Source organism: Thauera sedimentorum (assembly GCF_014489115.1).
In the GTDB taxonomy this organism is placed as follows: Bacteria; Pseudomonadota; Gammaproteobacteria; order Burkholderiales; family Rhodocyclaceae; genus Pseudothauera; species Pseudothauera sedimentorum.
In genome coordinates this window covers 1,661,589-1,681,939 of sequence record NZ_JACTAH010000001.1, presented here as the reverse complement: position 1 = coordinate 1,681,939, position 20,351 = coordinate 1,661,589, and the positions used below count along the sequence as shown (strand labels likewise).

Below are 20,351 nucleotides of genomic sequence, written 5' to 3'. Positions count from 1 at the left end.
ATCAGGCCCCGCGAGTCTGTGCGCCGGCCGGGCGCAGGCCCTTCTCGCGTTCGGCGTCCTGCTTGCGGAGCTGGTCGACTTCGTCCGGGTCTTCGCCGGTGGCAGCGATGACCTGGCTGCGGGCGCGGAAGCCGGCCTCCACCTCGATCTTCTTCGCCTGCACGTCCTGCACCGGGTGAATGTAGGCCCATGCCTCGGGCGCCCAGGTCACGCGTTTGGCCTCGGGAATTTCGCTCGGCCGGATTGCGCCGCCCATTGCTGCGGCGACCGCCCAGGCGTCGCGGATCGGTTGGCACATCATCGGGATGATGATCTGCCACTGGCGTTGCCCACAGTGCCGGCGGAATTCGTTGAGGATGATGCGTAGCGTCCGGTCGGACACGTCCCGCAGATCGCCGGTCAGCAACTCATGCGGCAGACCCTGACCGGCGGCGATGCCGACATGCTGCTCGCGCATGAACTCGCTGTAGTTGGCCCCGGAGTCGGGCGGCTCGGAGAACTTCACATCCTCGCCCGGGGCGAGTTCCTGCACCAGGCCAGGCTCGATAGCGACCATGGGCAGATCTCCGGCCGCCGATTCGCCCTGCATGGTGGTGAGCATCTCCACGGGCAGCGGCCCATTCGGCACTGCGCGGGTGATGAAGAGCGCGAAGAGATTGCTCAGGCGTTGGCGTTCGAGCACCGCATCATCAAAGTCCATGACCCCACGCAGTTTGGTCAGTACCGGTGCGAGATCGGAGACCCCGCGCAGTTGGCCGGGCCGGGTAGGCTCGAACATGTGGCGCATCTGCTCGGCGGGCACGCGCACCAGGTCGGCGGAGCTTACGGCCAGCGTCGAACCGTCACCGGGGTGGTTGCGGTAACACCAGTAGGCCACACGCTGTCCGATGCGGTTGCGTTCGATGCCGCTGCGGATGGTATTGCCTTCGGGCATGCCGGGCCAGGTGTCCGCGTCCAGCATGGGCACCATGTCGGATTCGAGCAACTGGACCTGCAGGGGAACCGGTAGACCGTCCTCGAGGCGGCGGACACGCAAGCGCATGAACACTTCGCCATCGGTGATCCAGCTGCGGGCGGCAAGGGTCTGCAGTCCGTAGAAGTCGAGCACGCCATCGGCATCCGCGTACGGCGCCCATTCGTCCCACAGCTGGATCAATCGGTCCTTGAGCTTGGCATTCCCCGTCTTGGGGCGCGGCACGATGCCGCTGCCGATCAGGTTTGTCACCCATGAGCGCACCCCGGCCGCTGCGCTCCAGTCGTTGCGGGCAGCATCCCGGGTGCGGTTGCGGATGGTCTCATGCCCCTTGGTCGCGCGGTTCGGCCCGCTACCAGGCGCTGACCAGCCGCGCATGCGCCGGCCGTGCCTGGCTGCGTCGTACTGGGCGAGGGCGGCAAAGCCGGTTTGTGCGGTCGTGGCGACCGGGGCGCGTGCCTCGGCCCGTTGCGTGGTCTGCCGGCGGGCGCGCTTGCGAGCCATCAGAAGCCCCTCCCGCCCTGCACCAGATACACCTGTCGGCGGCGCTGCTGCTGCGAGGCCGCCAGTTGGCGCTGCAGATCGTCGCGAGCCATGATCAGTTCCGCGACGGAACGGTATTCGACGCGGCGGCCGTCGCTCATGCTCACCGAGCGCTCGCCCAGGGCGATGGCCTCGTTCAGGTTGTCGATGTCGGTTTGGCTGATGGCCATGGCTGCATCCTCTGTTGGTCGGATGCAGGATCGCAGGTGGTGCAGGGCGGCGCCTGTAGACGAATTTCCGCGCGCTCAGTCCTGCGGAAGGCGACGGCCGTCGAGCCCCATGCGGGCGGCCTGGTGCCCGATGTTGCGGATCTGTCGAATCGAGTAGTTGAAGCGCTGCGACAGTTCTTCGACACTCATGCCTTCCGATAGCAGGCGCACCACCTGGCGCATTCGCCGCAAGCGAAGGAAGTCGCTTCCTCCGGGTATCCAGATGGTTTCGCCGCCGAAGGCATCAACCAGCCGCTGATAGGGTCGGCGACCGACGACATGCTCGATCGGATGACCGCCCTCGGCGACCTGCGGCACGTACAAGGTCGCACCACCAAAGACCGCCACCAGACGAACGGAGGCCTCCGTGCCCATGACGGCTCCGAGATCCTCCAGCATGCCGTTTTCCTTCTCGCCGGGCAGCATCAGCGACGGCTCCCCAGGTTGCGGCGGATCTCATCGCCGAACGCGCTGCTGAGCTCGTCCTGCACCCGCCGGAGGTTGTCGTCGCGCCATGCCCGAAAGAGCTGATCGGGACTCGGGCCGTACAGGTGCTCAACGTCTCTGCGGTCCGGGCCGAAGCGCACGAACACGCCCATGCCGTTGCCGCCGAGCAGCGGCATCAGGAAGGCCCGCCGCGCGACCTTTCGGCCTCGCTTGACCTGCACCGAGACGCCGGCCTGCTTGTGCCCCTTGGCGATGCGGCGCATGCGGTCGCCCCTAGCGCGCGGCGCCGGGGCGGAGAGCTGCTGCGCCCCGAAGCGGGCCAGGGGCACCGCGCGTCGTTGGATCGCAATCGCGCCGACCGGCTTGGCCATGCTCGCACGCACGATGCGCAGCTTGCCGCGGATGTAGCCCGGCGGCAGATTCACCCGACCCTGCATCTCGCGGCTTGCCGCGGCCTCGATCCGGGTCGCGGCGCGGTTGATGGCGCTCACCGCCGAGCGCTGCATCTGCTCGGGGATCGTCGCCACCAGGGCGGCAGTCTTGCGCAGGTTCTCGATACCGCGGATGCCGGCCTTCATTGCTCTTCTCCTTCGCCGACCAACTGCCCAAGCGCCTGGTCGTTCAACTGGCTGAATTCGTCGAGGCAGCGGCGGATCTCGCCGCGCATCAGTTCGGCCGCGGCCTGCGGCGTGACGCCGACCACCTGCGCCGCCAGCCGGTTGGGCACGCTCAGCAGTTGATCGCGCAGGACGCGATGCGCCGCGTACAGGGCGCGGTGCACTTTCTCGATCTCGCAGAGCGCTCGCTTCTCGCGGGCGAGCTCGATCTCGGCGAGCTCGGCCTGCGCGGCCTCCTTCCGTGTCTTCGCTGCCCAGAACGCCGAGGAGTTGCCGGCGCCGGCTGCGGCACCTTCTCCAGCGGCGCGGGCCTCCTCGGACCAGCTCGGGTGCAGGTTCTTCGCCCGCCACGCACGCGCCGCCTCGACGCTGTCCGTCGGCATGCCGCGGTCGGCCAGCTTGCTGACCTGTCCTTTGCTTATTCCAAGGGCATTGCCAAGCTCGGTTAGGGTCATTGATTCGGCTGCAAAGTCAGGCATATCAAGGGTTTCCGGTTTCCCGATTTCAGAATTCAGCGGCTAGGAAAGGATCGCAGTCGACGACTACCCGTGTGCGCTTCAGGCACTGGGGCCCCGGCGAAGGGGGCGTGTGGCGGCGGAGTCAATGCGTGGACCGATTCTCGAACTCGCGCCGGACCTTCGTCGTGCCTTCCAGCATCGCCTGATAGACCGGCCAGAGTCCGTGGTCGTAGATCATGTCGCTGAGACGCTCGACCGCCTCAGCGTCATTCGCCCTCTTCGCGATCATCAACGCGCGAACCATTTCGCCGCCCTGCGTGAGTGGCATGAGCCAGTCAACGTACTTGGGCAGCTCCTGCACGTTGGCGGCCTCGGGCCCGTTCCAGCCGAGAAGGAAGCCTTGAAGCATTGAGCGCTCAGGCGGCGGCAGTACATCGAATGCCGCAACGAGGACGGAGAAGGGTGTCATGTCAATGGATTTGGTCATCACGGTCGCCTTGAAAACTGGGTGGTCATCGACTGGACTCCGATGCGCCGACTTCTGTGCGCTCTCTCCCCCCCACACCCCCCCTAGGAGTTGGCGCAGTTGGCGCGCCACTCCTGACGGGTGTTCCGGGTTGAACTTGTCGCGCACTCGGCGCACTTGGCGCAGGCTTCCACCGCTCGCGCTCCTTTCTGCCGGCAGTCAGGTAGCTTTCGCGGAGAATCAGCCCGCTGCGCTCGGCTTCACGGAGCACGCGGAAGAACTTCGATCGGTCCATGCGTTTGGGGAAACCGGGATCGGTGCTCAATACCTTGAACGCGTTGCCCGGGGCATTGGCGCTTGTGGGCAAGTACTCGCCACGGTCGTAGAACTCCCGGATGAGGCTGAGCACGGCGTCACGGTCTGCCGAACCCACCAATCCGGCAACTGATGCGGCAGGATCCACCAACTGCAACACGCCACCGGAAGCCCATTCCATCCTGATCGGATCAGCCTTCTTGCCCAGGTTGAACTTCGGGTGCTCAAGCACGAGGTCGCCTTCCTGCTCCGAGAGCAACAAGCGCGAGCGGACGCTGTTGTGCCAGGCTGTCGATCCGCTGTAGCCCTCACTGCCGGCGAAACCCCGGGCCGCCGCCTTGTCGATGTGGGCGAGCAGGATGACGGCGCCGGCCCGCTTCCTCACAAGGTTGCTCAGCGCGCGGATGAAGCCACGTACCCTGGCGCGAGAGTTCTCGTCGGCGTCGAACGCGTCGCTCGCGTTGTCGATGATAAATACGTCCGCCTCGAAGCTCTGCAGGTGGGTGTACGCGGCCGTGGTTAGGCCAACGCGCAGCCCGGCGTCGAACAGCTCCGTATAGAGCGTCGGGTCGGCCTCGGTCGCATCAAGGACAATCAACCAGTCCTCCAGGTCGCGAGGATCAACGGCGAGATGCCGGCAGATCGTTGCGAGGCGCCAGCGGATGACTTCCTTGGGATCTTCCCCGCTATAGAACACGACCCGTCCCCGACGCGTCGGCTTTCCCATGAACGGTAGTTCCGCCGCAATACACACCCCCATCTGGAGGGCAAGGTTTGTCTTGCCGACACCGCCGTGCGCGCCGAGCAAGGTGACGTTGCGCTCAGGGACTAGCGGATCGATCCAGCATTGCGGCGTCGGCGGTGCAACGTCGAAGAGGTCGGCGATCGGAACCCGGACTGGCAGCGCAGACGGCGCGGCGGGCGTGGTCGGCAGGTTCTTTACCTTCGCAAGGGTTGCTGCCTGTTCCTTCGTTTCCGCAACGAATGTCGTCAAGGCTGCACCTCGATTCCACGCTCCACGGACTTGATCCATTGCCAGGCGGGGCACGGTTCGGCCGCCATGTCCAGCAAGAGCAGTCGCTGCGGTTCTACCGCCAGCAGTGCCTTGACCAGCGCCATAAGCCTGCTGCCCGCAGTAACAGCCGATGACCAGGCAACCAATACGTCGATACCGGCCAGAAACCAGAAGTCGATTTCCTCGATCTCTCGGTCTTCTGGAACCAAGCAGCGTGCTCGCCCGCCGCCTGGCTGCTTACCCCAGGCCCAAACGTCGAGTGCGAGCATGACCTCGTTCGGGACCGGCACCATTCCGGCTCTGCGGCCGGCGGCAAGCTCGCCGGCATATGCGGGCAAGCGCCGGGTCACCGCTTCTTCCTCATGTGCTTTTCGAGGTAGCGCAGCGATCTTGCCGCATCCTCATTGCCGGCTGCGGCCATTCGTTCGAGCTGGCGCTTTGCCTGGCGGCGTTGCGCGCGGCTGCCGTTCTCGGCGATGAAGGTGATGTCGAACGTGCCGAGCTGGCGCGGGTCTCCAGAATGGCCGAGGTCAGCGCCCTTGGGGTAGGAGTCATGCGCCATGCGTACGCCCCCCACGCTGAACTGCGCCTTTGGCGCGCTGATCGCTTAGCCACTGTTCATAGCCCCGCTGGCTGATGAGAAGCTTCTTGCCGACGCTCACGCAAGCTGCAGCGAGCCCATTTTGGTCGCGGTGGCGAAGTTGCCATCGAAGGGTATTGACCGAGAGTACGCCGGGGTGCTGTCTGGCAAGTTGCTCAATTGTGCGCAGATCGCTTAAGGCGATCGCGGGTTGTGCGATGTGTTCCATAGCGCGTACCTGTGTTGCGTTGCGGTGCGCGCACTCTATGGCTTGGTGGCAATGGAGGCCGACAAGGATTCTAGGAAAGATTTGCGCCATGCCGCACAGGGCGACGCCAAAGGGAGTGCGGAGTGCTTATCTGATTACTTGCAGGATCCGCTGTTCGCTGACGGACTCGTCAAACAGGACATCCACGAGTGCGGCCCAATCGGTGGCGGAGAGAACTTGCTTGAAGTCGAGCGGGTGAAAGTACAAATCAAGGTCGCGCGTCACATGCCTCAGCCAATCAGGCCATCCGTACTTGTTAGAAAATAATTCCGGGTCTGTAGCGCGCAGCGCTTCGAGTGATGGCCAGAACGCCAGCTGGCAGCACAGAGGCGACAGAACGCCGAGAATCCATGAATGCCGGTCGTCGGCTATGACAAGGCGTTCAAGCTCCTCGATACGCTTGCGGGCCCTGAGCGCTATTCGGTGGGTTGCCCGAGCACGCTCGATGGTTCCCGGCTTCAGGTTTGACTCGATCCACTGCAGGCCCATCAGATTGGCTTCAGCGTAGAAGTCGAACTGCGGATTTAGGTCGAAGAAGGCACACAGCGGTTCTCGTGCGTCACAGACCAGGGCGTAGCAGGGCATGCCGAGAACAGCCGGCGGCGCGAACCACCAAAGGCGATACAGGTCGCGGAGAAGCCAAAGAGCGCGGGTCTGAAGCGGTGTGCGGCGGCCATGCATCGGGGATGTGGTATAGCGATGCAACGCAGAGAATCGACGTGGCGTCAGAACTACATCGACACCCATGATCAGGTGTTCGACGAACAAGCGGCGGATCTCGAAGCCATCCCCCGGGCTGGTCGTGTCAAACTGCGAAAGTTTTCGCCAGAACGTGCCAAGTCGACCGCGTTCAGTGAGCAGCCCCCGAGCAGCGTCGACGCGCTCAGGGCGGTCCCATACCGGACCGGAGATCCATTTCCACCAGTGGAAGTGCGCCCACCCGGGAAGGTGCGCAGGAGGTTGAAACATCGCCCACCCATGTGGCGATCCCTGAAGAAGGTTGCTGCGCCAGCGGGGCAGGGTGTCCCCGTTTTCGGTTGGCCGACCTAGGCGCAGCGGAGCCGTGTCAAGCGGTCATTGCCCGGTCTTGCGCAATTGTTCGCTGTGTTTGGTCCATGCCGTCAGAGTAAGCCCTTCTCGGCGAAGGATAGGGGGATTGGAGCATTTCCGACAATCATGTGGTCAAGCGTTCGCACGTCGACGAGATTCAGCGCGGCTTTGAGTTTGGCGGTCAGCGCCTTGTCCGCCTCGCTCGGCACGCATGCGCCGCTTGGGTGATTGTGGGCAAAGATGACGGCCGCGGCGTTATGGTGCAGTGCCCGCCGGACTACTTCGCGCGGATAGACGGCGGTCTGCGTCAGCGAGCCGACAAACATGCACTCCGCTTCAATGACGCAGTTTCTCGCGTCCAGCCACACCGTCCAAAACTCTTCGCGTTCCAGGTCATTCAGGCGCAATCGCAGGAAGTGGCGAACGTCATCGGGTGACGATACGTAGCTCGCACCCGTTATACGGTACTTGGCGCGCTTTTCGAGGATGCGCAGGGCGCGGGCAATAGTGCGGTCTTCGCGCTCGCGGCGGGCGGTACAATCGGCGGTAGCCATGGCGTGAACTCCTATTTCACGTTGTGGTCAGGGGCGGCGCGGTGTTGGTAGCACCACGCATGCCCCGCTTCTTGCCGGCAACCGGCCGGCGCGGTGGTGCCTATCCTTTCGACGATCCGGTTCCGACCTTGCCGAGCGCATGCTCCGCGAGTTGCAACACGTCGTCTGCGGCTAGGTGCTCGTAGCGCTTCAGCATCGCCAGGGTCTTGTGGCCGGAGATCAACGCGGCCTGCGCCAGGTTGGCGCCGTTGCGGATGATCTTGGTGACGCCGGTATGCCGGGTGGTGTGGAGCACGACGCGATGCACCGGGTCGTCGGAATCGTTCAGACCGGCGCGCTCGCGAACGAACTGCCAGGCCGTGTCGACGTTCTTCGGGCGCCCCGGCTGTTTGGGGTCGTAGAAGACGAAGTCGCTGTTGATGGGGCGGACCTTGGAAAGCTCGGCGAGGCCCTTGCGGACTTCCGCGACGAGCGGAAGCGCCCGCGCCGCGCCGTTCTTCGTCTTGCCGAGTACGGCGATGCCGCGGCCTAGGTCGAGGTCGCGCCAGCGCAGATTGAGCACTTCGGATTTGCGGGCCGCGGTGGTGAGCAGCATCAGCACGAAGAGATACATGCCGTCCCATCGGGCTGCCCGCGCGGTCTCGAGAAGGCGCGTTTCCTCTTCCGGCGTGAGAATGCGCTGGCGGCCGGGGCCTTCCTTGAGCTTCTTGACCTTCCCGCCCTTCATCGGGTGGGCGTCGATGACCCCATGCGCCTGGGCGAAGTTGAAGACCGCGGACAGCGCGGCGGCGTAGCGATTGATCGTCGCAGGGGTCAGCGGCTTGCCGGATGGCTTGATGCCGTCAGGTGTGAAGCGGCGGCCGCCGCGGGTTCGCAGTGACAGCAGAGCGCCATTGATGTCGCCGTGGGTGATCTCTGAGACGAGCTTGTTGCCGAGTTGGTCGCACCAGTACGCAAGGTGCGCCTGGCTGGCGTATTGGCACACGCCGGCCGCGATGAAATCCTCGATCAGGCTTGCCAGGGTCTTGCCGCCGGCCGAGGCCCGCTTGGTCAGCGCGTTGTCGGATTCGTTGTTGCGAATCCAGTCCAAGGCCTCGCGCTTGGTTGCGAAGACCTTGGACCGGCTTCCGAAGCCCACGCGGCGGATGTGGGCGCGGTACTGCGTGACGGTCTTCCCGGTGCGCTTGTCAGTGCGCTTGTGCTCGACAACGGAACCCATTTGCAGGCCTCTTCTTCAACAATTACGCACGACACTACGCATCGGGCGCTAAGATGTTGAAGATTATAGGCTCTGAAAAGTTTTTAAGTCCGCTATGGTTACCAATTTCATCACCCGGGCGGGTGTTCAGCGGCCCTGCTCCGGCAGCACGATGTTGACTTCCAGGACCTCGTAGTTGTCCTGCTTTTCCAACTGCACCTTGATGTCGTCGGGGTTCACGGCGACGTACTTGGAGATCACCTGGATGAGTTCCTGCTGCAGCGCAGGCAGGAAGTCGGCAGCGCCGGACGAGCCGCTGCGTTCGTGGGCGATCAGCAGCGACAAGCGGTTCTTGGCGATTTCCGCAGTCTTCTTCTTTTCGCCGAAGAGGCGGGCGAGCAGGGACATCTCACTTGCCTCCGAACAGGCGCTTGATCAGGCCCGGTTTCTCGTAGTTCACGAAGCGCAGTTCGCGCTCTTCGCCGAGGAAACGCGCAACCACGTCGTGGTAGGCCTCGGAGACGTCGGTGCCCTTGAGGTGGATCGCCGGAGTGCCCTGGTTGGAGGCGTGCAGCACCGATTCGGATTCCGGGATCACGCCGATCAGCGGCACGCGCAGCAGTTCCTGCACGTCCTTGTAGGAGAGCATCTCGCCTTCCTCGACGCGCTTGGGCGAATAGCGGGTGAGCAGCAGGTGCTCCTTGACCGGCTCGCGCCCTTCGGATGCGCGGCGGCTCTTGGACTGCAGGATGCCCAGGATGCGGTCGGAGTCACGCACCGAGGAGACTTCCGGGTTGGTGGTGACGATGGCTTCGTCGGCGAAGGTCAGCGCCATCACCGCGCCGCGCTCGATGCCGGCGGGCGAGTCGCATACCACGTAGTCGAAGCCGAGGTGCTCGAGCTCCTTGAGCACGGTCTCGACGCCTTCCTCGGTGAGCGCGTCCTTGTCGCGGGTCTGCGAGGCGGGCAGCACGAAGAGGTTCTCGCAGTGCTTGTCCTTGATCAGCGCCTGGTTGAGCTTGGCTTCGCCGTTGATGACGTTGACCAGGTCATACACCACGCGGCGTTCGCAGCCCATGATGAGGTCCAGGTTGCGCAGGCCGACGTCGAAGTCGATGACTGCGGTCTTGAAGCCGCGCAGTGCCAGGCCGGACGAGAATGCCGCGCTGGTCGTGGTCTTGCCCACGCCGCCCTTGCCGGAAGTTACGACGATGACTCTCACGGGTTCCCCTTGTCTGATTTAATCCAGCTGCAGCGGCTGGAGGTCGAGTTTGTGTTCGTTGGCCGGACCGCTCAGACGCACCAGGGCGGCGCGGCCGGCGAGCTGTTCGGGAATGCCTTTCTCGAAGGTGCGGTACACGCCGGCGATCGAAACCAGCTCCGGGCCGAAGTTGGTGGCGATGATGCGTGCGGCGCTGTCGCCCTGGGCGCCGGCCAGCGCGCGCCCGCGCAGCGGGCCGTAGCAGTGGATGCTGCCGTCGGCGATGACTTCTGCGCCGTTGCTCACGCCCGCGAGCACGACGAGATCGCCGCCACGCGCGTAGATCTGCTGGCCGGAGCGCAGCGGACGGTCGATGAACATGGTGCCGGCGCTGATCGGCGCGGGTGCCGGCGCAGGGGCGGGAGCAGGCGCTTCGGCACGCTTCGGCGCGGGCGCAGCGGGCGGCGCTGACTGGCGGTCGCGCAGTTCGGCACCGTCGAGCAGCGCCAGGCCGGCGCGGCGGGCACCGTCGGCGAGATCCGGGGACAGGTTGCGCACGCCCACCGGTTGTAGCTGGTAGCGGCGCAGCAGGCTCAGCAGGCCGGCCCAGTCCACGCGTGCCGGCTGGTTCGCGAGGCCGGCGAAATCGAGTACGGCTGCTTCGCCGCTGAAGAAGTCCGGCATGCCGCCCAGCATCTTGTGCAGGTCGTCGGCCAGGGCCGCGGGTTCGGTCTCACGCAGGACGGCGATGGTGGCGCCGAGCGCGGCGTTGCGGAACTCGATGGCGCGGCTGGCGGAAGGGGCGGTGGTCATCGGCTGAAGGCGGCCTCAAAATCCGTGAAGTCTACTGAGCGGCCGGGTTTCCGGCAAGGCAGCCGTATGACGGCGTGGGGACACCGACCGCCTGTAGGAGTGGCCTTGGCCGCGGTGCAGCCTGCGGGAAATCGGATACCGCATCGCGGGCAAGCCCGCGCCTACGCGGGCGGCATCGGCATGCGCAATCCGCCGGACAGGCGCCACCAGCCGCGCACCACGCGGTAGATCACCCACAGCGAGACGATTGCCAGCGCGACCAGCGCGAAGGGAATGCCGATGAGGGTCACGGCCAGCAGGACCGAGATGACCACCCAGGCCAGGGTGTACCAGAAGGTACGGATCTGCCAGTCGAAATGGCTGTCCAGCCAGGTGCCGCGCACCGCACCGCGGTTCCAGTAGTTGAGCACGATGGCCGCGAGCGAGGGAATGCTGGCGACGAAGCTGCCGATGATGGTGGCCGAGCCGATCACCCCGGAGAACACCGCGAAGGCGTGCAGGGCGTAGATCAGGTGGGTGAGGCGGATCATCCCGGACGTGGGGCTGCGGTCGGCGTACATCGTCGGCTCCTGGCGGGGTCAGTGCAGGGTAGGCGGGCGGAACAGCGCGTCCACGTCGGCCTTGTCGAAGCGGTAGCGGCAATTGGAGAGGTCGTCGCGGACCTCGACTTCACCGTGTTCGTCCAGTATTGCGCGGACCTGCTCTTCGCCCAGGCCCTGCAGCATGCCGGCCACCTTGTCGCGGTCGGGCGGCCAGTGGTGGATGACGGGGCGGGGCTCGAACAGGCGGACGTCCTCCTCGGCGAACAGGCGGCCCAGCAGATCGGCGGGCGACAGGCCGAGCAGCTCGTCGCTGCGCACGGTCTGTGCCAGGTGGTGGGCGCGGTCCCAGCCGTCGGCGTCCTTGTCGTCGGCGCCCGGCAGCTTCTGCAGGAAGAGCGCCACGGCGGCCTGGCCGTCGCTGGCCAGCCACAGGCCGGCAGGTTGTTGCTCGGACTGGGCCAGGTAGTGCTCGAAGGTGGCGGCGATGTCGTCGCCTTCCAGCGGCACCACGCTCTGGTAGGGCTGGTCCAGGCCTTCGACGTCCAGGGTGAGCTGCAGGCGGCCGTCGCCCACCAGTTCGGCAAGATGCTCGCCGGTGGCCGGGGCGTCGACCCGGGCGTAGCCGCGCAGGTTGAGTTCCTCGTTGCAGTCGACCACCAGCAGGCCCACCGGGCCGTGGCCCTGGATCTGGAAGGTGAGCCGGCCGGGCTGCTTGAGGTTGCCGGTGATCAGCGCGGACACCGCACTCAGCTGGCCGAGCAGGGCGGCGACCGCGGGCGGGTAGTCGCGCCCTTGCTGCAGCGCCTGCCAGACGTCGTCCAGGCGCACCACGGCGCCGCGGATGTCGAGGTTCTCGAGCAGGAAGCGTTGCACGTAGCTGTTCGGGGTGCTCACGATGCGCAATCCTCGGGTTTGATGAAGCTGGAGAAGGTGTCCGGATCGAAGCCGACCAGCAGGTGGCCGGAGGTGGTTTCCACCACCGGGCGCTTGATCAGACTGGGGTGCTCGACCATCAGTTGCACCGCCGCGCTCTGGGTGTCGATGGCCTGCTGTTCGGGGCTGAGCTTGCGCCAGGTGGTGCCGCGGGTGTTGACCAGGGTGCGCCAGCCCAGCGCCTTGGACCAGGCGTGCAGTTTCCCGCTGGCGATGCCGGCCTTCTTGTAGTCATGGAAATCATAGGCGATGCCGTGCTCGTCGAGCCAGGCGAAGGCCTTCTTCATCGTGTCGCAGTTCTTAATCCCGTACACCGATATTAAATATTGATTATTTGCTAACTTTGTGGTAGGCATTTTAGATGTCCAGTTAGGCCATATTTAATATCGTTAACTCAGTTCTTGATGCCGTAGATCACCGGTTTCATCGCTCGTGCTCCCGGGCTCACTTCTGTTTGGCGCGCGCGAAGGCGGCGGCCAGGGCGTTGTTGGCGGCGGGTTCGCGCTCGCGTCCGTGCTGGCGGGAACCCTGGGCGCGATCGGGGCGGCGGTCGTTGCCCCGGTCGTTGCGTTCGGTGCGCGCCTTGGGCGCGGCCTCGTCGCCCATGCGCATGGTCAGCGCGATGCGCTGGCGCGGCAGGTCGACTTCCAGCACCTTGACCTTCACCACTTGGCCGGCCTTGACCACGCTGTGCGGGTCCTTGACGAAGCGGTCGGCGAGCGCGGAGACATGCACCAGGCCATCCTGATGCACGCCGATATCGACGAAGGCGCCGAAGTTGGTGACGTTGGTCACCACGCCTTCCAGCATCATGCCCGGCACCAGGTCCTTGAGGGTTTCCACGCCTTCGCGGAAGGTGGCGGTGCGGAATTCCGGGCGCGGGTCGCGGCCGGGTTTTTCCAGTTCGGCGAGGATGTCCTGCACCGTGGGCAGGCCGAAGCGCTCGTCGGTGAATTCGGCGGGTTTCAGGCTCTTGAGGAAGCCGCCGTTACCCATCAGCTCGCGCACACCCTTCTGCACCCGGGCGAGGATGCGCTCGACCACCGGGTAGGCTTCCGGGTGCACCGCGGAGGCGTCCAGCGGGTTGTCCCCGGCGGGAATGCGCAGGAAGCCGGCGGCTTGTTCGAAGGTCTTGGGCCCCAGGCGCGCCACCGCCTTGAGCGCGTCGCGGCTCCTGAACGGGCCGTTGGCGTTGCGGTGCTCGACGATGTTGGCGGCGAGCGTGCCGTTCAGGCCCGAGATACGCGCGAGCAGCGGGGCGGAGGCGGTATTCACGTCCACGCCGACCGCGTTCACGCAGTCCTCGACCACCGCGTCCAGGCTCCGGGCCAGGCGCGACTGGTTCACGTCGTGCTGGTACTGGCCCACGCCGATGGATTTCGGGTCGATCTTCACCAGCTCGGCCAGCGGGTCCTGCAGGCGGCGGGCGATCGAGACGGCGCCGCGCAGCGAGACGTCCACGTCGGGGAATTCGCGCGCGGCCAGCTCGGACGCCGAGTACACCGAGGCGCCGGCTTCCGACACCATGACCTTGGTGAGGCGCAGTTCCGGGTGGCGGCGGATCAGTTCGGCGGTGAGCGCATCGGTTTCACGCGAGGCGGTGCCGTTGCCGATGGCGACCAGTTCCACACCGTGGCGCTTGGCGAGCGCGGCCAAGGTGGCGAGCGCGCCTTCGACGTCGCGGCGCGGCTCGAAGGGATAGACGGTGGCGGTATCGAGCAGCTTGCCGGTGGTGTCGACCACCGCGACCTTGACGCCGGTGCGGATGCCCGGGTCCAGGCCCATGGTGGGGCGCGCGCCGGCCGGGGCGGCGAGCAGCAGGTCCTTGAGGTTGCGGGCGAAGACGTGGATGGCTTCTTCCTCGGCGCGCTCGCGCAGCAGGTTCATGAGTTCCAGCTCCAGGTGCAGCGAGATCTTCACGTTCCACGTCCAGCGCACCGTGTCGGCCAGCCAGCGGTCGGCGGCGCGGCCCTGGTCGCGGATCTGGAAGCGCGCGGCGATGCGGCGCTCGCAGGGGTGCGGGCCGGCTTCCGGGTCGTGGGGCAGGGCGAGCGCCAGGCGCAGTACGCCTTCGTTGCGCCCGCGCAGCAGGGCCAGCGCGCGGTGCGAGGGGATCTTGGCGATCGGTTCGCGGAAGTCGAACCAGTCGCGGAACTTCGCGCCTTCGTTCTCCTTGCCTTCGACCACGGTGGACACCACCTCGCCCTCGTCGGCGAGCAGGCCGCGCAACGTGCCGAGCAGCTCGGCGTCTTCGGCGAACTGCTCGATGAGAATCTGGCGGGCGCCGTCGAGCACGCTCTTGGTGTCGGCGAAGCCGGTTTCCTCGTTGAGATAGGCGGCCGCTTCGGCCTCCGGGTTCAGCGTCGGGTCGGCCAGCAGGGCCTCGGCCAGCGGGCCGATGCCGGCCTCGCGGGCGATCTGCGCCTTGGTACGGCGCTTCGGCTTGTAGGGCAGGTAGAGGTCTTCCAGGCGCTGCTTGGTGTCGGCGTTCTCGACCTCGGCGCGCAGCGCGTCGGTGAGCTTGCCCTGTTCCTCGATGGAGGCGATCACCGTGGCGCGGCGGTCCTCCAGCTCGCGCAGGTAGCCCAGGCGCTCTTCCAGGTTGCGCAGCTGGGTGTCGTCCAGGCCGCCGGTGGCTTCCTTGCGGTAGCGGGCGACGAAGGGCACGGTGGCGCCCTCGTCGAGCAGGGCGACGGCGGCAAAGACCTGGCGGGGCTGGACGCCGAGTTCGGTGGCGATGCGGTGTTCGATGGGTGGCAGCATGCGAGGACGGGTGAAGCGGAAACGGGGCGGCGATGGTGCACCAGATGGCGCGGCGGAGGCAAGGCCGCTCGCCGGCGGCCCCGGGGCGGTCTTCGGATTGCAGGAGCGGCCTGCGATGCGGTGTTCATTCTCCCGCAAGCCGCATCGCGGCCAAGGCCGCTCCTACAGGGTGACCAGGGTCTGGCGGCCCACCCAGGATTCGCCGGCAGCCAGTTCGATGCGCTGGCGCGCGGCGGCGGCTTCCACGCACAGCATGCGGCGGAAATCGGTCGGGGCCATGTCGGCGAACTGCGCGATGCCGTCTTCCCAGAGGTTCCACACCACCACGTCGGGGAAGCCGTCGGCATTGATGCCCAGGGCACGGCCGTCCTCGCGCAGCAGCAGCGGGCGGGTTACGTCGTGGTAGACGCGGTCGATGGCCGACTCCACCCGCAGTACATCGCCGGATTCGCGCCGTATCGCGTTGTCGTCCAGCGCGTCGCGGTACTCGAAGCCGTAGAGGCCTTCCAGCCGGCATTCTTCCACTTCCGGCACCCGCAGGTAGGTATGCAGCGCGCCGCTGAAGGCAAAGGGGGCGTGGCCGCTGTTGATGACTTCCAGCTCGAGGTCCAGCCGGCCGCCTTCGATGGCGACCGTCAGTTCCAGGGTGAAGGGGTGCGGCCACAGTGCGCGGGTGTCCGCGTTGTCCGAGAGTTCCAGGGTGGTCAGGGCGTAGTCGTCGCCGGTGCGCTGTTCGGTGACCGACCAGTTCGCAGTGCGAGCGAAGCCGTGGCGCGGCAGCTTGCCCAGGGTGGAGAACTGCGGAAAGCACACCGGCACGCCGCCCCGGATGGGGCTGGCGCCGTCGTAGGCGGCGCGTTCGCTCAGGTACAGACGCTCGCGTCCGCGCGCAGGCACCCAGGAGAGCACCTGGCCACCGTGCAGCGCGACGACCGCGCTGGCGCCGGCGGAGGTGCTCAGGCGCAGGGCCGGCAGGCCCTGGAAGTCGATGGTTTCGATGTTGCCGGGCATGCTCTTGTGGGTCGCTGGTTGAATGCCGGGATGATACCGCGGCTGGCGTGTTGGGGACTGCAGATCGCGGCCGAGGCCGCTCCTACGGCTGGCAATTGGGGCCGGGGACCGGTAGGAGCGGCCTTGGCCGCGATTCGTGCGTTCAGTCCTGCAGCGAGAGCACGCCGAGCTTGACGGTGTTGTCCTCGGGGTCGTTGGAGAGCACGAAGCCCAGGCCCTGGACGAACTTCAGCATACGCTCGTTGTTCGACAGGAAGACGCCGTTCATGTAGGCGAGGCCCTTGTTGCGCGCGGTCTCGATGAGCACGCCCATCAGGCGGCGGGCCAGGCCGCGGTGCTGCCACTCGTCGGCCACCACCACGGCGAACTCGCAGGACTCGCCGTCCGGGTTCACCGCGTAGCGGCACACGCCGATCTCCACCTCGGTGCCGTTCTCCAGCATGGTGGCGACGAAGGCCATCTCGCGGTCGTAGTCGATCTGGGTGAGGCGGGCGACCATGGCGGGCGGCAGCTCGCGCATGGTGTTCATGAAGCGGTAGTACTTGGTCTCGGGCGAGAGCTTGCGTACGAACTCGATCTCCAGCTCCGCGTCTTCCGGCTTGATCGGGCGGATGGTGACCTCGGTGCCGTCCGGCACCGTCCACTTGCGGATCAGGTGCGACGGATAGGGGTGGATCGCCATGTGGTCGTACTGGTCCGCCGCGGGCGAGACGTTGTCCACGATGATTCGGCAATCGACCGCGACCGCGCCGTTCTCGTCGACGATCAGCGGGTTGATCTCCATCTGCTGGATCCACGGCAGCTCGCAGACCATCTCGGAGACGCGCAGCATCACCAGTTCCAGCGCGTCCATGTCCACCGCCGGCATGTTGCGGAACTCGTCGAGCAGCGGGGCGACGCGGCTGGAGCGGATCAGGTCGCGCACCAGGAAGTTGTTGAGCGGCGGCAGGGTCACCGCGAGGTCGCGGTTGGCCTCCACGCGGTTGCCGCCTTCGCCGAAGGTGATCACCGGGCCGAACACCGGGTCGCGCTTGACGCCGACCACCAGCTCGCGGCCGTTGCGCTTGAGGATCATCGGCTCGATGGCCACGCCGTTGATCATCGCGTCCGGCTTGTTTTTGCGCACTTCATCCAGGATTTCCTGGTAGGCGGTGCGTACCGCGGCCAGGCTGCCGAGGTTCAGGCGCACGCCGCCGGAGTCGCTCTTGTGGATGATGCTGGGCGAGTCGATCTTCATCACCACCGGCAGGCCGATCTCCTCGGCCAGCACCATGGCCTCGGTGGCCGAGCGCGCCACCACGGTCTGCGCGATGGGGATGCGGAAGGCGGCCAGCAGCGCCTTGGATTCCATCTCGTTGAGCGCCTTGCGGCGTTCGGCCAGCGCGGTCTCGATGACCAGGCGGGCGCTCTCGATGGACGGCGGGTTCAGATGCGACAGCGAGGCCGGCGTCTGCATCAGCAGCTTCTGGTTGCGGTAGTAGGCCGAGATGTGGCTGAACAGCTCCACCGCCGGCTCGGGCGTGCGGAAGGTGGGGATGCCGGCCTCGATGAACATGTGGCGGGCGTCCATCACCAGGTTCTCGCCCATCCAGCAGGTCACCACCGGCTTGTCGGCGTGCTTCTCCAGGTCGATGATGGCCTGGGCGACTTCAGTGGGCTTGGTCATCGCTTGCGGGGTCAGCATGACCAGCACGCCGTCCACATTGGGGCCTTCCAGCACGGCCTGCACCGTCTTGCGGTAGCGCTCCACGTCGGCGTCACCGAGGATGTCCACCGGGTTGCCGTGCGACCAGCCGGCGGGCAGGGCGGCGTTGAGCTTCTCGGTGGTGCCTTCGGAGAACTCGGACAGCGGAATGCCGAGGTCGGTGCAGCGGTCGGCAGCCATCACGCCCGGGCCGCCGCCGTTGGTGATGATGGCCAGGCGGTTGCCGCGCGGGCGGAAGTGGGAGAACAGCGCGTTGGCAGCGGCGAACAGCTGGCCCATGTTGTACAGGCGGATCACGCCGGCGCGGCGCAGTGCGGCGTCGAACACCGCATCTTCGCCGACCTGCGCGCCGGTGTGCTGCAGCACCGCCTTGGAGGCGTCCGGGTGGCGGCCGACCTTGATCAGCAGCACCGGCTTCACGCGCGCTGCACCCCGCAGCGCGCTCATGAAACGGCGGGCGTCGCGGATGCCTTCCACGTACAGGAAGATGCTCTCGGTGCGCGGGTCCGAGATCATGTATTCGAGCACTTCGCCGAAGTCGATGTCCGACGAGGAGCCCAGCGACACCACCGCGGAGAAGCCCACGTTATTGGGCTTGGCCCAGTCCAGGATGGCCGCGCACAGCGCGCCGGACTGCGAAATGAGGCCAATGCTGCCCTTGTTGGCGCTGGCGTGGGCGAAGGTGGCGTTGAGCCCCAGTTCCGGGCGCATGATGCCCAGGCAGTTGGGGCCGAGCAGGCGGATGCGGTGGCGGCGGGCGGCTTCCACCACCTGGCGTTCCAGCTTGGCGCCGCGCGGGCCGGTCTCGGAGAAGCCGGCGGAGAGCACGATCACCGCCTTCACGCCGGCGCGGCCACAGGCGTCCACCAGGGCCGGCGTCTTGTCGGCGCGGACGGCGATCACCGCGAGGTCGAGGCGGTGGGGCACGTCTTCCACCGACTTGTAGCAAGGCACGCCGAGCACGGATTCGTGCTTGGGGTTGATGGCGAACAGCCGGCCCTTGAAGGCCGAGTCCAGCATGTTGCGGATCAGCACGTTGCCGAGCGAGGATTCGCGCTCGCTGGCGCCGATGACGCCGACCGAGCGCGGTTCCATCAGCGGCGTTAGATAGTGCTTTTCTTTCATGGTGCGGTACCTGCTACGGTGTATTCGTGTTGTCGTGCCGGCCGACGGGTGTTGGGCCGGGCCGGGCGGCGTTCAGCCTGGTGGGTGGCCGCGTGCGCCCGCAAGGATAGTGCAGTGCACAATGACGAATTGTGACACAAGTCAAATCCACGACCGCTCCCGTTGCGCAATTGCCACGTGAAGCAGTTGGCGTTCATTGCCCGGCCGCTCCCGGGCTGTCCAGCGTGAAATAGAACTGTGCGCCCTGTCCCGGCCGCGAATGCGCCCAGATCACCCCGCCGTGGCGGGCGATGATCCGCTGCACGGTGGCCAGTCCGATGCCGGTGCCGGAAAACTCCTGGTCGGTGTGCAGCCGGTGGAAGGGACGGAACAGGTTGGCGGCGAAGGCCATGTCGAATCCCGCGCCGTCGTCGCTGATACAGAAGACCCTGCGGTCGCGGTCGCGTTCAGCGCGGAAGACGATGTGCGCTACCGGCCGGCGGGCGGAGAACTTCCAGGCGTTGCGCAGCAGGTTCTCCAGCACGATGCGCATCAGGTTGCGGTCGGCATTGACCAGCATGCGCTGGGTGATCTGCACCTCCACCCGGCGCCCGGGGTCTTCGGCACGCAATTCGTCGACGATCTGTGCGGCGATCTCGGAGAGGTCAACGGTTTCGCGGGTCAGCGGCTGGCGAGTCAGGCGGGCGAGGTCGATCAGGTCGTCGATGAGTCGCGACATCCGGTCGGTGGCCTTGCGGATGCGTTCGAGATGCGCGCGCGAGGAGGGCTCCAGCTTGTCGTCCAGCTCTTCCTCGAGGATGCGGGCAAAGCCGTCGATCGCCCGCAGCGGTGCGCGCAGGTCGTGGGACACGGAGTAGGAGAAGGCCTCCAGTTCGCGGTTGGAGTTCTCCAGTTCGGCGGTGCGTACCCGTACCCGGTATTCCAGCTCCTGGTTGATGTTGACCAGGGTCAGTTCTGCGACCTTGCGCGCCGAGATGTCATCGAGCGTACCGGCCAGGCCCGGCGGCCCGCTGTCGCCTTCCCGCACGGCGCGACCGGTGGCCTCTATCCAGCGTATCTCGCCACTGCGGGTGCGCAGGCGCAGCTCGCACTGGCACGAGACGCGCCTGCCCGCGGCCACATCGGCAAGATTCTCCTTTGCGGCCGGGACGTCGTCCGCATGGAGGAAGGCGCACAGCTCCTGGCCCAGGCTCTCGGCGACCGGAAAGCCGCTGATGTTCTTCCAGGCGCCGTTCAGAAAGGTCAGGCGGCCGGCGGCGTCGGTGCGGAAGATCACTTCGTTCACCGACTCGACCACCTCGCGGTAGCGGGCCTGGCTCTCGCGCAGGGCGCGCTCGGTGGCCAGGCGTTCGGCGTCCTGCGCGGCGTGTTGCACGCGGGCGATCTGCCAGTCGCGCAGGATTCGCAGGCTGAGCGGCACCGCAAGGATGAGGGCGGCTAACACCAGCGCGGCGGCGATCCACGAATCGGCGGGTAGTGTGCCGTCCGCCGCGCGGAGCGGTGCGGGGTACGACGCAACCACCAGTGCTGCGCCCGGGAGAAGGGGGGCGTGCCGCTTCACAAGG

Annotated in this window: 22 protein-coding genes; all 22 read right to left on the bottom strand. The window is 66.5% G+C overall.

What is annotated here, in order from left to right:
* Position 1 precedes the first annotated feature (1 nt).
* Complete coding sequence (locus IAI53_RS07635) at positions 2 to 1,477, bottom strand: phage portal protein (protein WP_187717518.1); 1,476 nt, start codon at positions 1,475 to 1,477, stop codon at positions 2 to 4.
* A complete protein-coding gene (locus IAI53_RS07630) occupies positions 1,477 to 1,686 on the bottom strand; it encodes a phage head-tail joining protein (RefSeq protein WP_187717517.1) in 210 nt (69 codons plus the stop codon). Before IAI53_RS07630 ends, IAI53_RS07635 begins: the two co-directional genes overlap by 1 nt.
* A gap of 75 nt (positions 1,687 to 1,761) precedes the next feature.
* Positions 1,762 to 2,151: a helix-turn-helix domain-containing protein gene (locus IAI53_RS07625; RefSeq protein ID WP_187717516.1), complete on the bottom strand. Its 390-nt coding sequence runs from the start codon at positions 2,149 to 2,151 to the stop codon at positions 1,762 to 1,764.
* Positions 2,151 to 2,750 carry a phage tail protein gene (locus IAI53_RS07620; RefSeq protein ID WP_187717515.1) on the bottom strand — a complete coding sequence of 200 codons (600 nt, stop codon included), beginning with the start codon at positions 2,748 to 2,750 and terminating at the stop codon, positions 2,151 to 2,153. Before IAI53_RS07620 ends, IAI53_RS07625 begins: the two co-directional genes overlap by 1 nt.
* Positions 2,747 to 3,244, bottom strand: a complete 498-nt coding sequence (locus IAI53_RS07615; RefSeq protein WP_187717514.1) for a hypothetical protein — start codon at positions 3,242 to 3,244, stop codon at positions 2,747 to 2,749. The genes IAI53_RS07620 and IAI53_RS07615 overlap by 4 nt, the downstream gene beginning before the upstream one ends.
* A 145-nt stretch (positions 3,245 to 3,389) precedes the next feature.
* Entirely contained in the window at positions 3,390 to 3,734 is a 345-nt protein-coding gene (locus tag IAI53_RS07610; protein ID WP_187717513.1) for a hypothetical protein, read from the bottom strand.
* Positions 3,735 to 3,759: 25 nt separating this feature from the next.
* On the bottom strand, positions 3,760 to 5,022 hold the full coding sequence (locus tag IAI53_RS07605; protein ID WP_187717512.1) for an AAA family ATPase: 1,263 nt from the start codon (positions 5,020 to 5,022) through the stop codon (positions 3,760 to 3,762).
* A complete protein-coding gene (locus IAI53_RS07600; RefSeq protein WP_187717511.1) occupies positions 5,019 to 5,312 on the bottom strand; it encodes a hypothetical protein in 294 nt (97 codons plus the stop codon). Before IAI53_RS07600 ends, IAI53_RS07605 begins: the two co-directional genes overlap by 4 nt.
* Before the next feature lie 77 nt (positions 5,313 to 5,389).
* Complete coding sequence (locus tag IAI53_RS07595) at positions 5,390 to 5,605, bottom strand: hypothetical protein (RefSeq protein ID WP_187717510.1); 216 nt, start codon at positions 5,603 to 5,605, stop codon at positions 5,390 to 5,392.
* Between the two features lie 373 nt (positions 5,606 to 5,978).
* Positions 5,979 to 6,659, bottom strand: a complete 681-nt coding sequence (locus tag IAI53_RS07590; protein ID WP_187717509.1) for a hypothetical protein — start codon at positions 6,657 to 6,659, stop codon at positions 5,979 to 5,981.
* Positions 6,660 to 7,012: 353 nt separating this feature from the next.
* Positions 7,013 to 7,495, bottom strand: coding sequence for a JAB domain-containing protein (locus IAI53_RS07585; RefSeq protein WP_187717508.1), 483 nt, complete (start codon positions 7,493 to 7,495; stop codon positions 7,013 to 7,015).
* Between the two features lie 100 nt (positions 7,496 to 7,595).
* Entirely contained in the window at positions 7,596 to 8,714 is a 1,119-nt protein-coding gene (locus IAI53_RS07580; protein ID WP_187717507.1) for a tyrosine-type recombinase/integrase, read from the bottom strand.
* Positions 8,715 to 8,840: 126 nt separating this feature from the next.
* The gene (minE, locus tag IAI53_RS07575; RefSeq protein WP_187717506.1) at positions 8,841 to 9,101 is read right to left on the bottom strand and encodes a cell division topological specificity factor MinE; all 261 of its coding nucleotides are present in this window, start codon (positions 9,099 to 9,101) and stop codon (positions 8,841 to 8,843) included.
* 1 nt (position 9,102) lies between these two features.
* Positions 9,103 to 9,915, bottom strand: a complete 813-nt coding sequence (gene minD / locus IAI53_RS07570) for a septum site-determining protein MinD (protein WP_187717505.1) — start codon at positions 9,913 to 9,915, stop codon at positions 9,103 to 9,105.
* 18 nt (positions 9,916 to 9,933) lie between these two features.
* The gene (minC, locus tag IAI53_RS07565; RefSeq protein ID WP_187717504.1) at positions 9,934 to 10,707 is read right to left on the bottom strand and encodes a septum site-determining protein MinC; all 774 of its coding nucleotides are present in this window, start codon (positions 10,705 to 10,707) and stop codon (positions 9,934 to 9,936) included.
* 161 nt (positions 10,708 to 10,868) lie between these two features.
* The gene (locus tag IAI53_RS07560; RefSeq protein WP_187717503.1) at positions 10,869 to 11,267 is read right to left on the bottom strand and encodes a DUF4870 family protein; all 399 of its coding nucleotides are present in this window, start codon (positions 11,265 to 11,267) and stop codon (positions 10,869 to 10,871) included.
* Between the two features lie 18 nt (positions 11,268 to 11,285).
* The gene (gene hslO / locus IAI53_RS07555; RefSeq protein ID WP_187717502.1) at positions 11,286 to 12,143 is read right to left on the bottom strand and encodes an Hsp33 family molecular chaperone HslO; all 858 of its coding nucleotides are present in this window, start codon (positions 12,141 to 12,143) and stop codon (positions 11,286 to 11,288) included.
* Positions 12,140 to 12,538 carry an ArsC family reductase gene (locus IAI53_RS07550; RefSeq protein WP_187717501.1) on the bottom strand — a complete coding sequence of 133 codons (399 nt, stop codon included), beginning with the start codon at positions 12,536 to 12,538 and terminating at the stop codon, positions 12,140 to 12,142. The genes hslO and IAI53_RS07550 overlap by 4 nt, the downstream gene beginning before the upstream one ends.
* Positions 12,539 to 12,626: 88 nt before the next feature.
* Positions 12,627 to 14,945 (bottom strand): Tex family protein, encoded by a 2,319-nt coding sequence (locus tag IAI53_RS07545; RefSeq protein ID WP_187717500.1) that lies wholly within the window; start codon positions 14,943 to 14,945, stop codon positions 12,627 to 12,629.
* Positions 14,946 to 15,107: 162 nt separating this feature from the next.
* Entirely contained in the window at positions 15,108 to 15,956 is an 849-nt protein-coding gene (locus IAI53_RS07540; protein ID WP_187717499.1) for a D-hexose-6-phosphate mutarotase, read from the bottom strand.
* 142 nt (positions 15,957 to 16,098) lie between these two features.
* Positions 16,099 to 18,786, bottom strand: coding sequence for a bifunctional acetate--CoA ligase family protein/GNAT family N-acetyltransferase (locus IAI53_RS07535; protein ID WP_187717498.1), 2,688 nt, complete (start codon positions 18,784 to 18,786; stop codon positions 16,099 to 16,101).
* A 193-nt stretch (positions 18,787 to 18,979) separates the two neighbouring features.
* The gene (locus tag IAI53_RS07530; protein ID WP_349771901.1) at positions 18,980 to 20,230 is read right to left on the bottom strand and encodes a sensor histidine kinase; all 1,251 of its coding nucleotides are present in this window, start codon (positions 20,228 to 20,230) and stop codon (positions 18,980 to 18,982) included.
* Positions 20,231 to 20,351 lie beyond the last annotated feature (121 nt).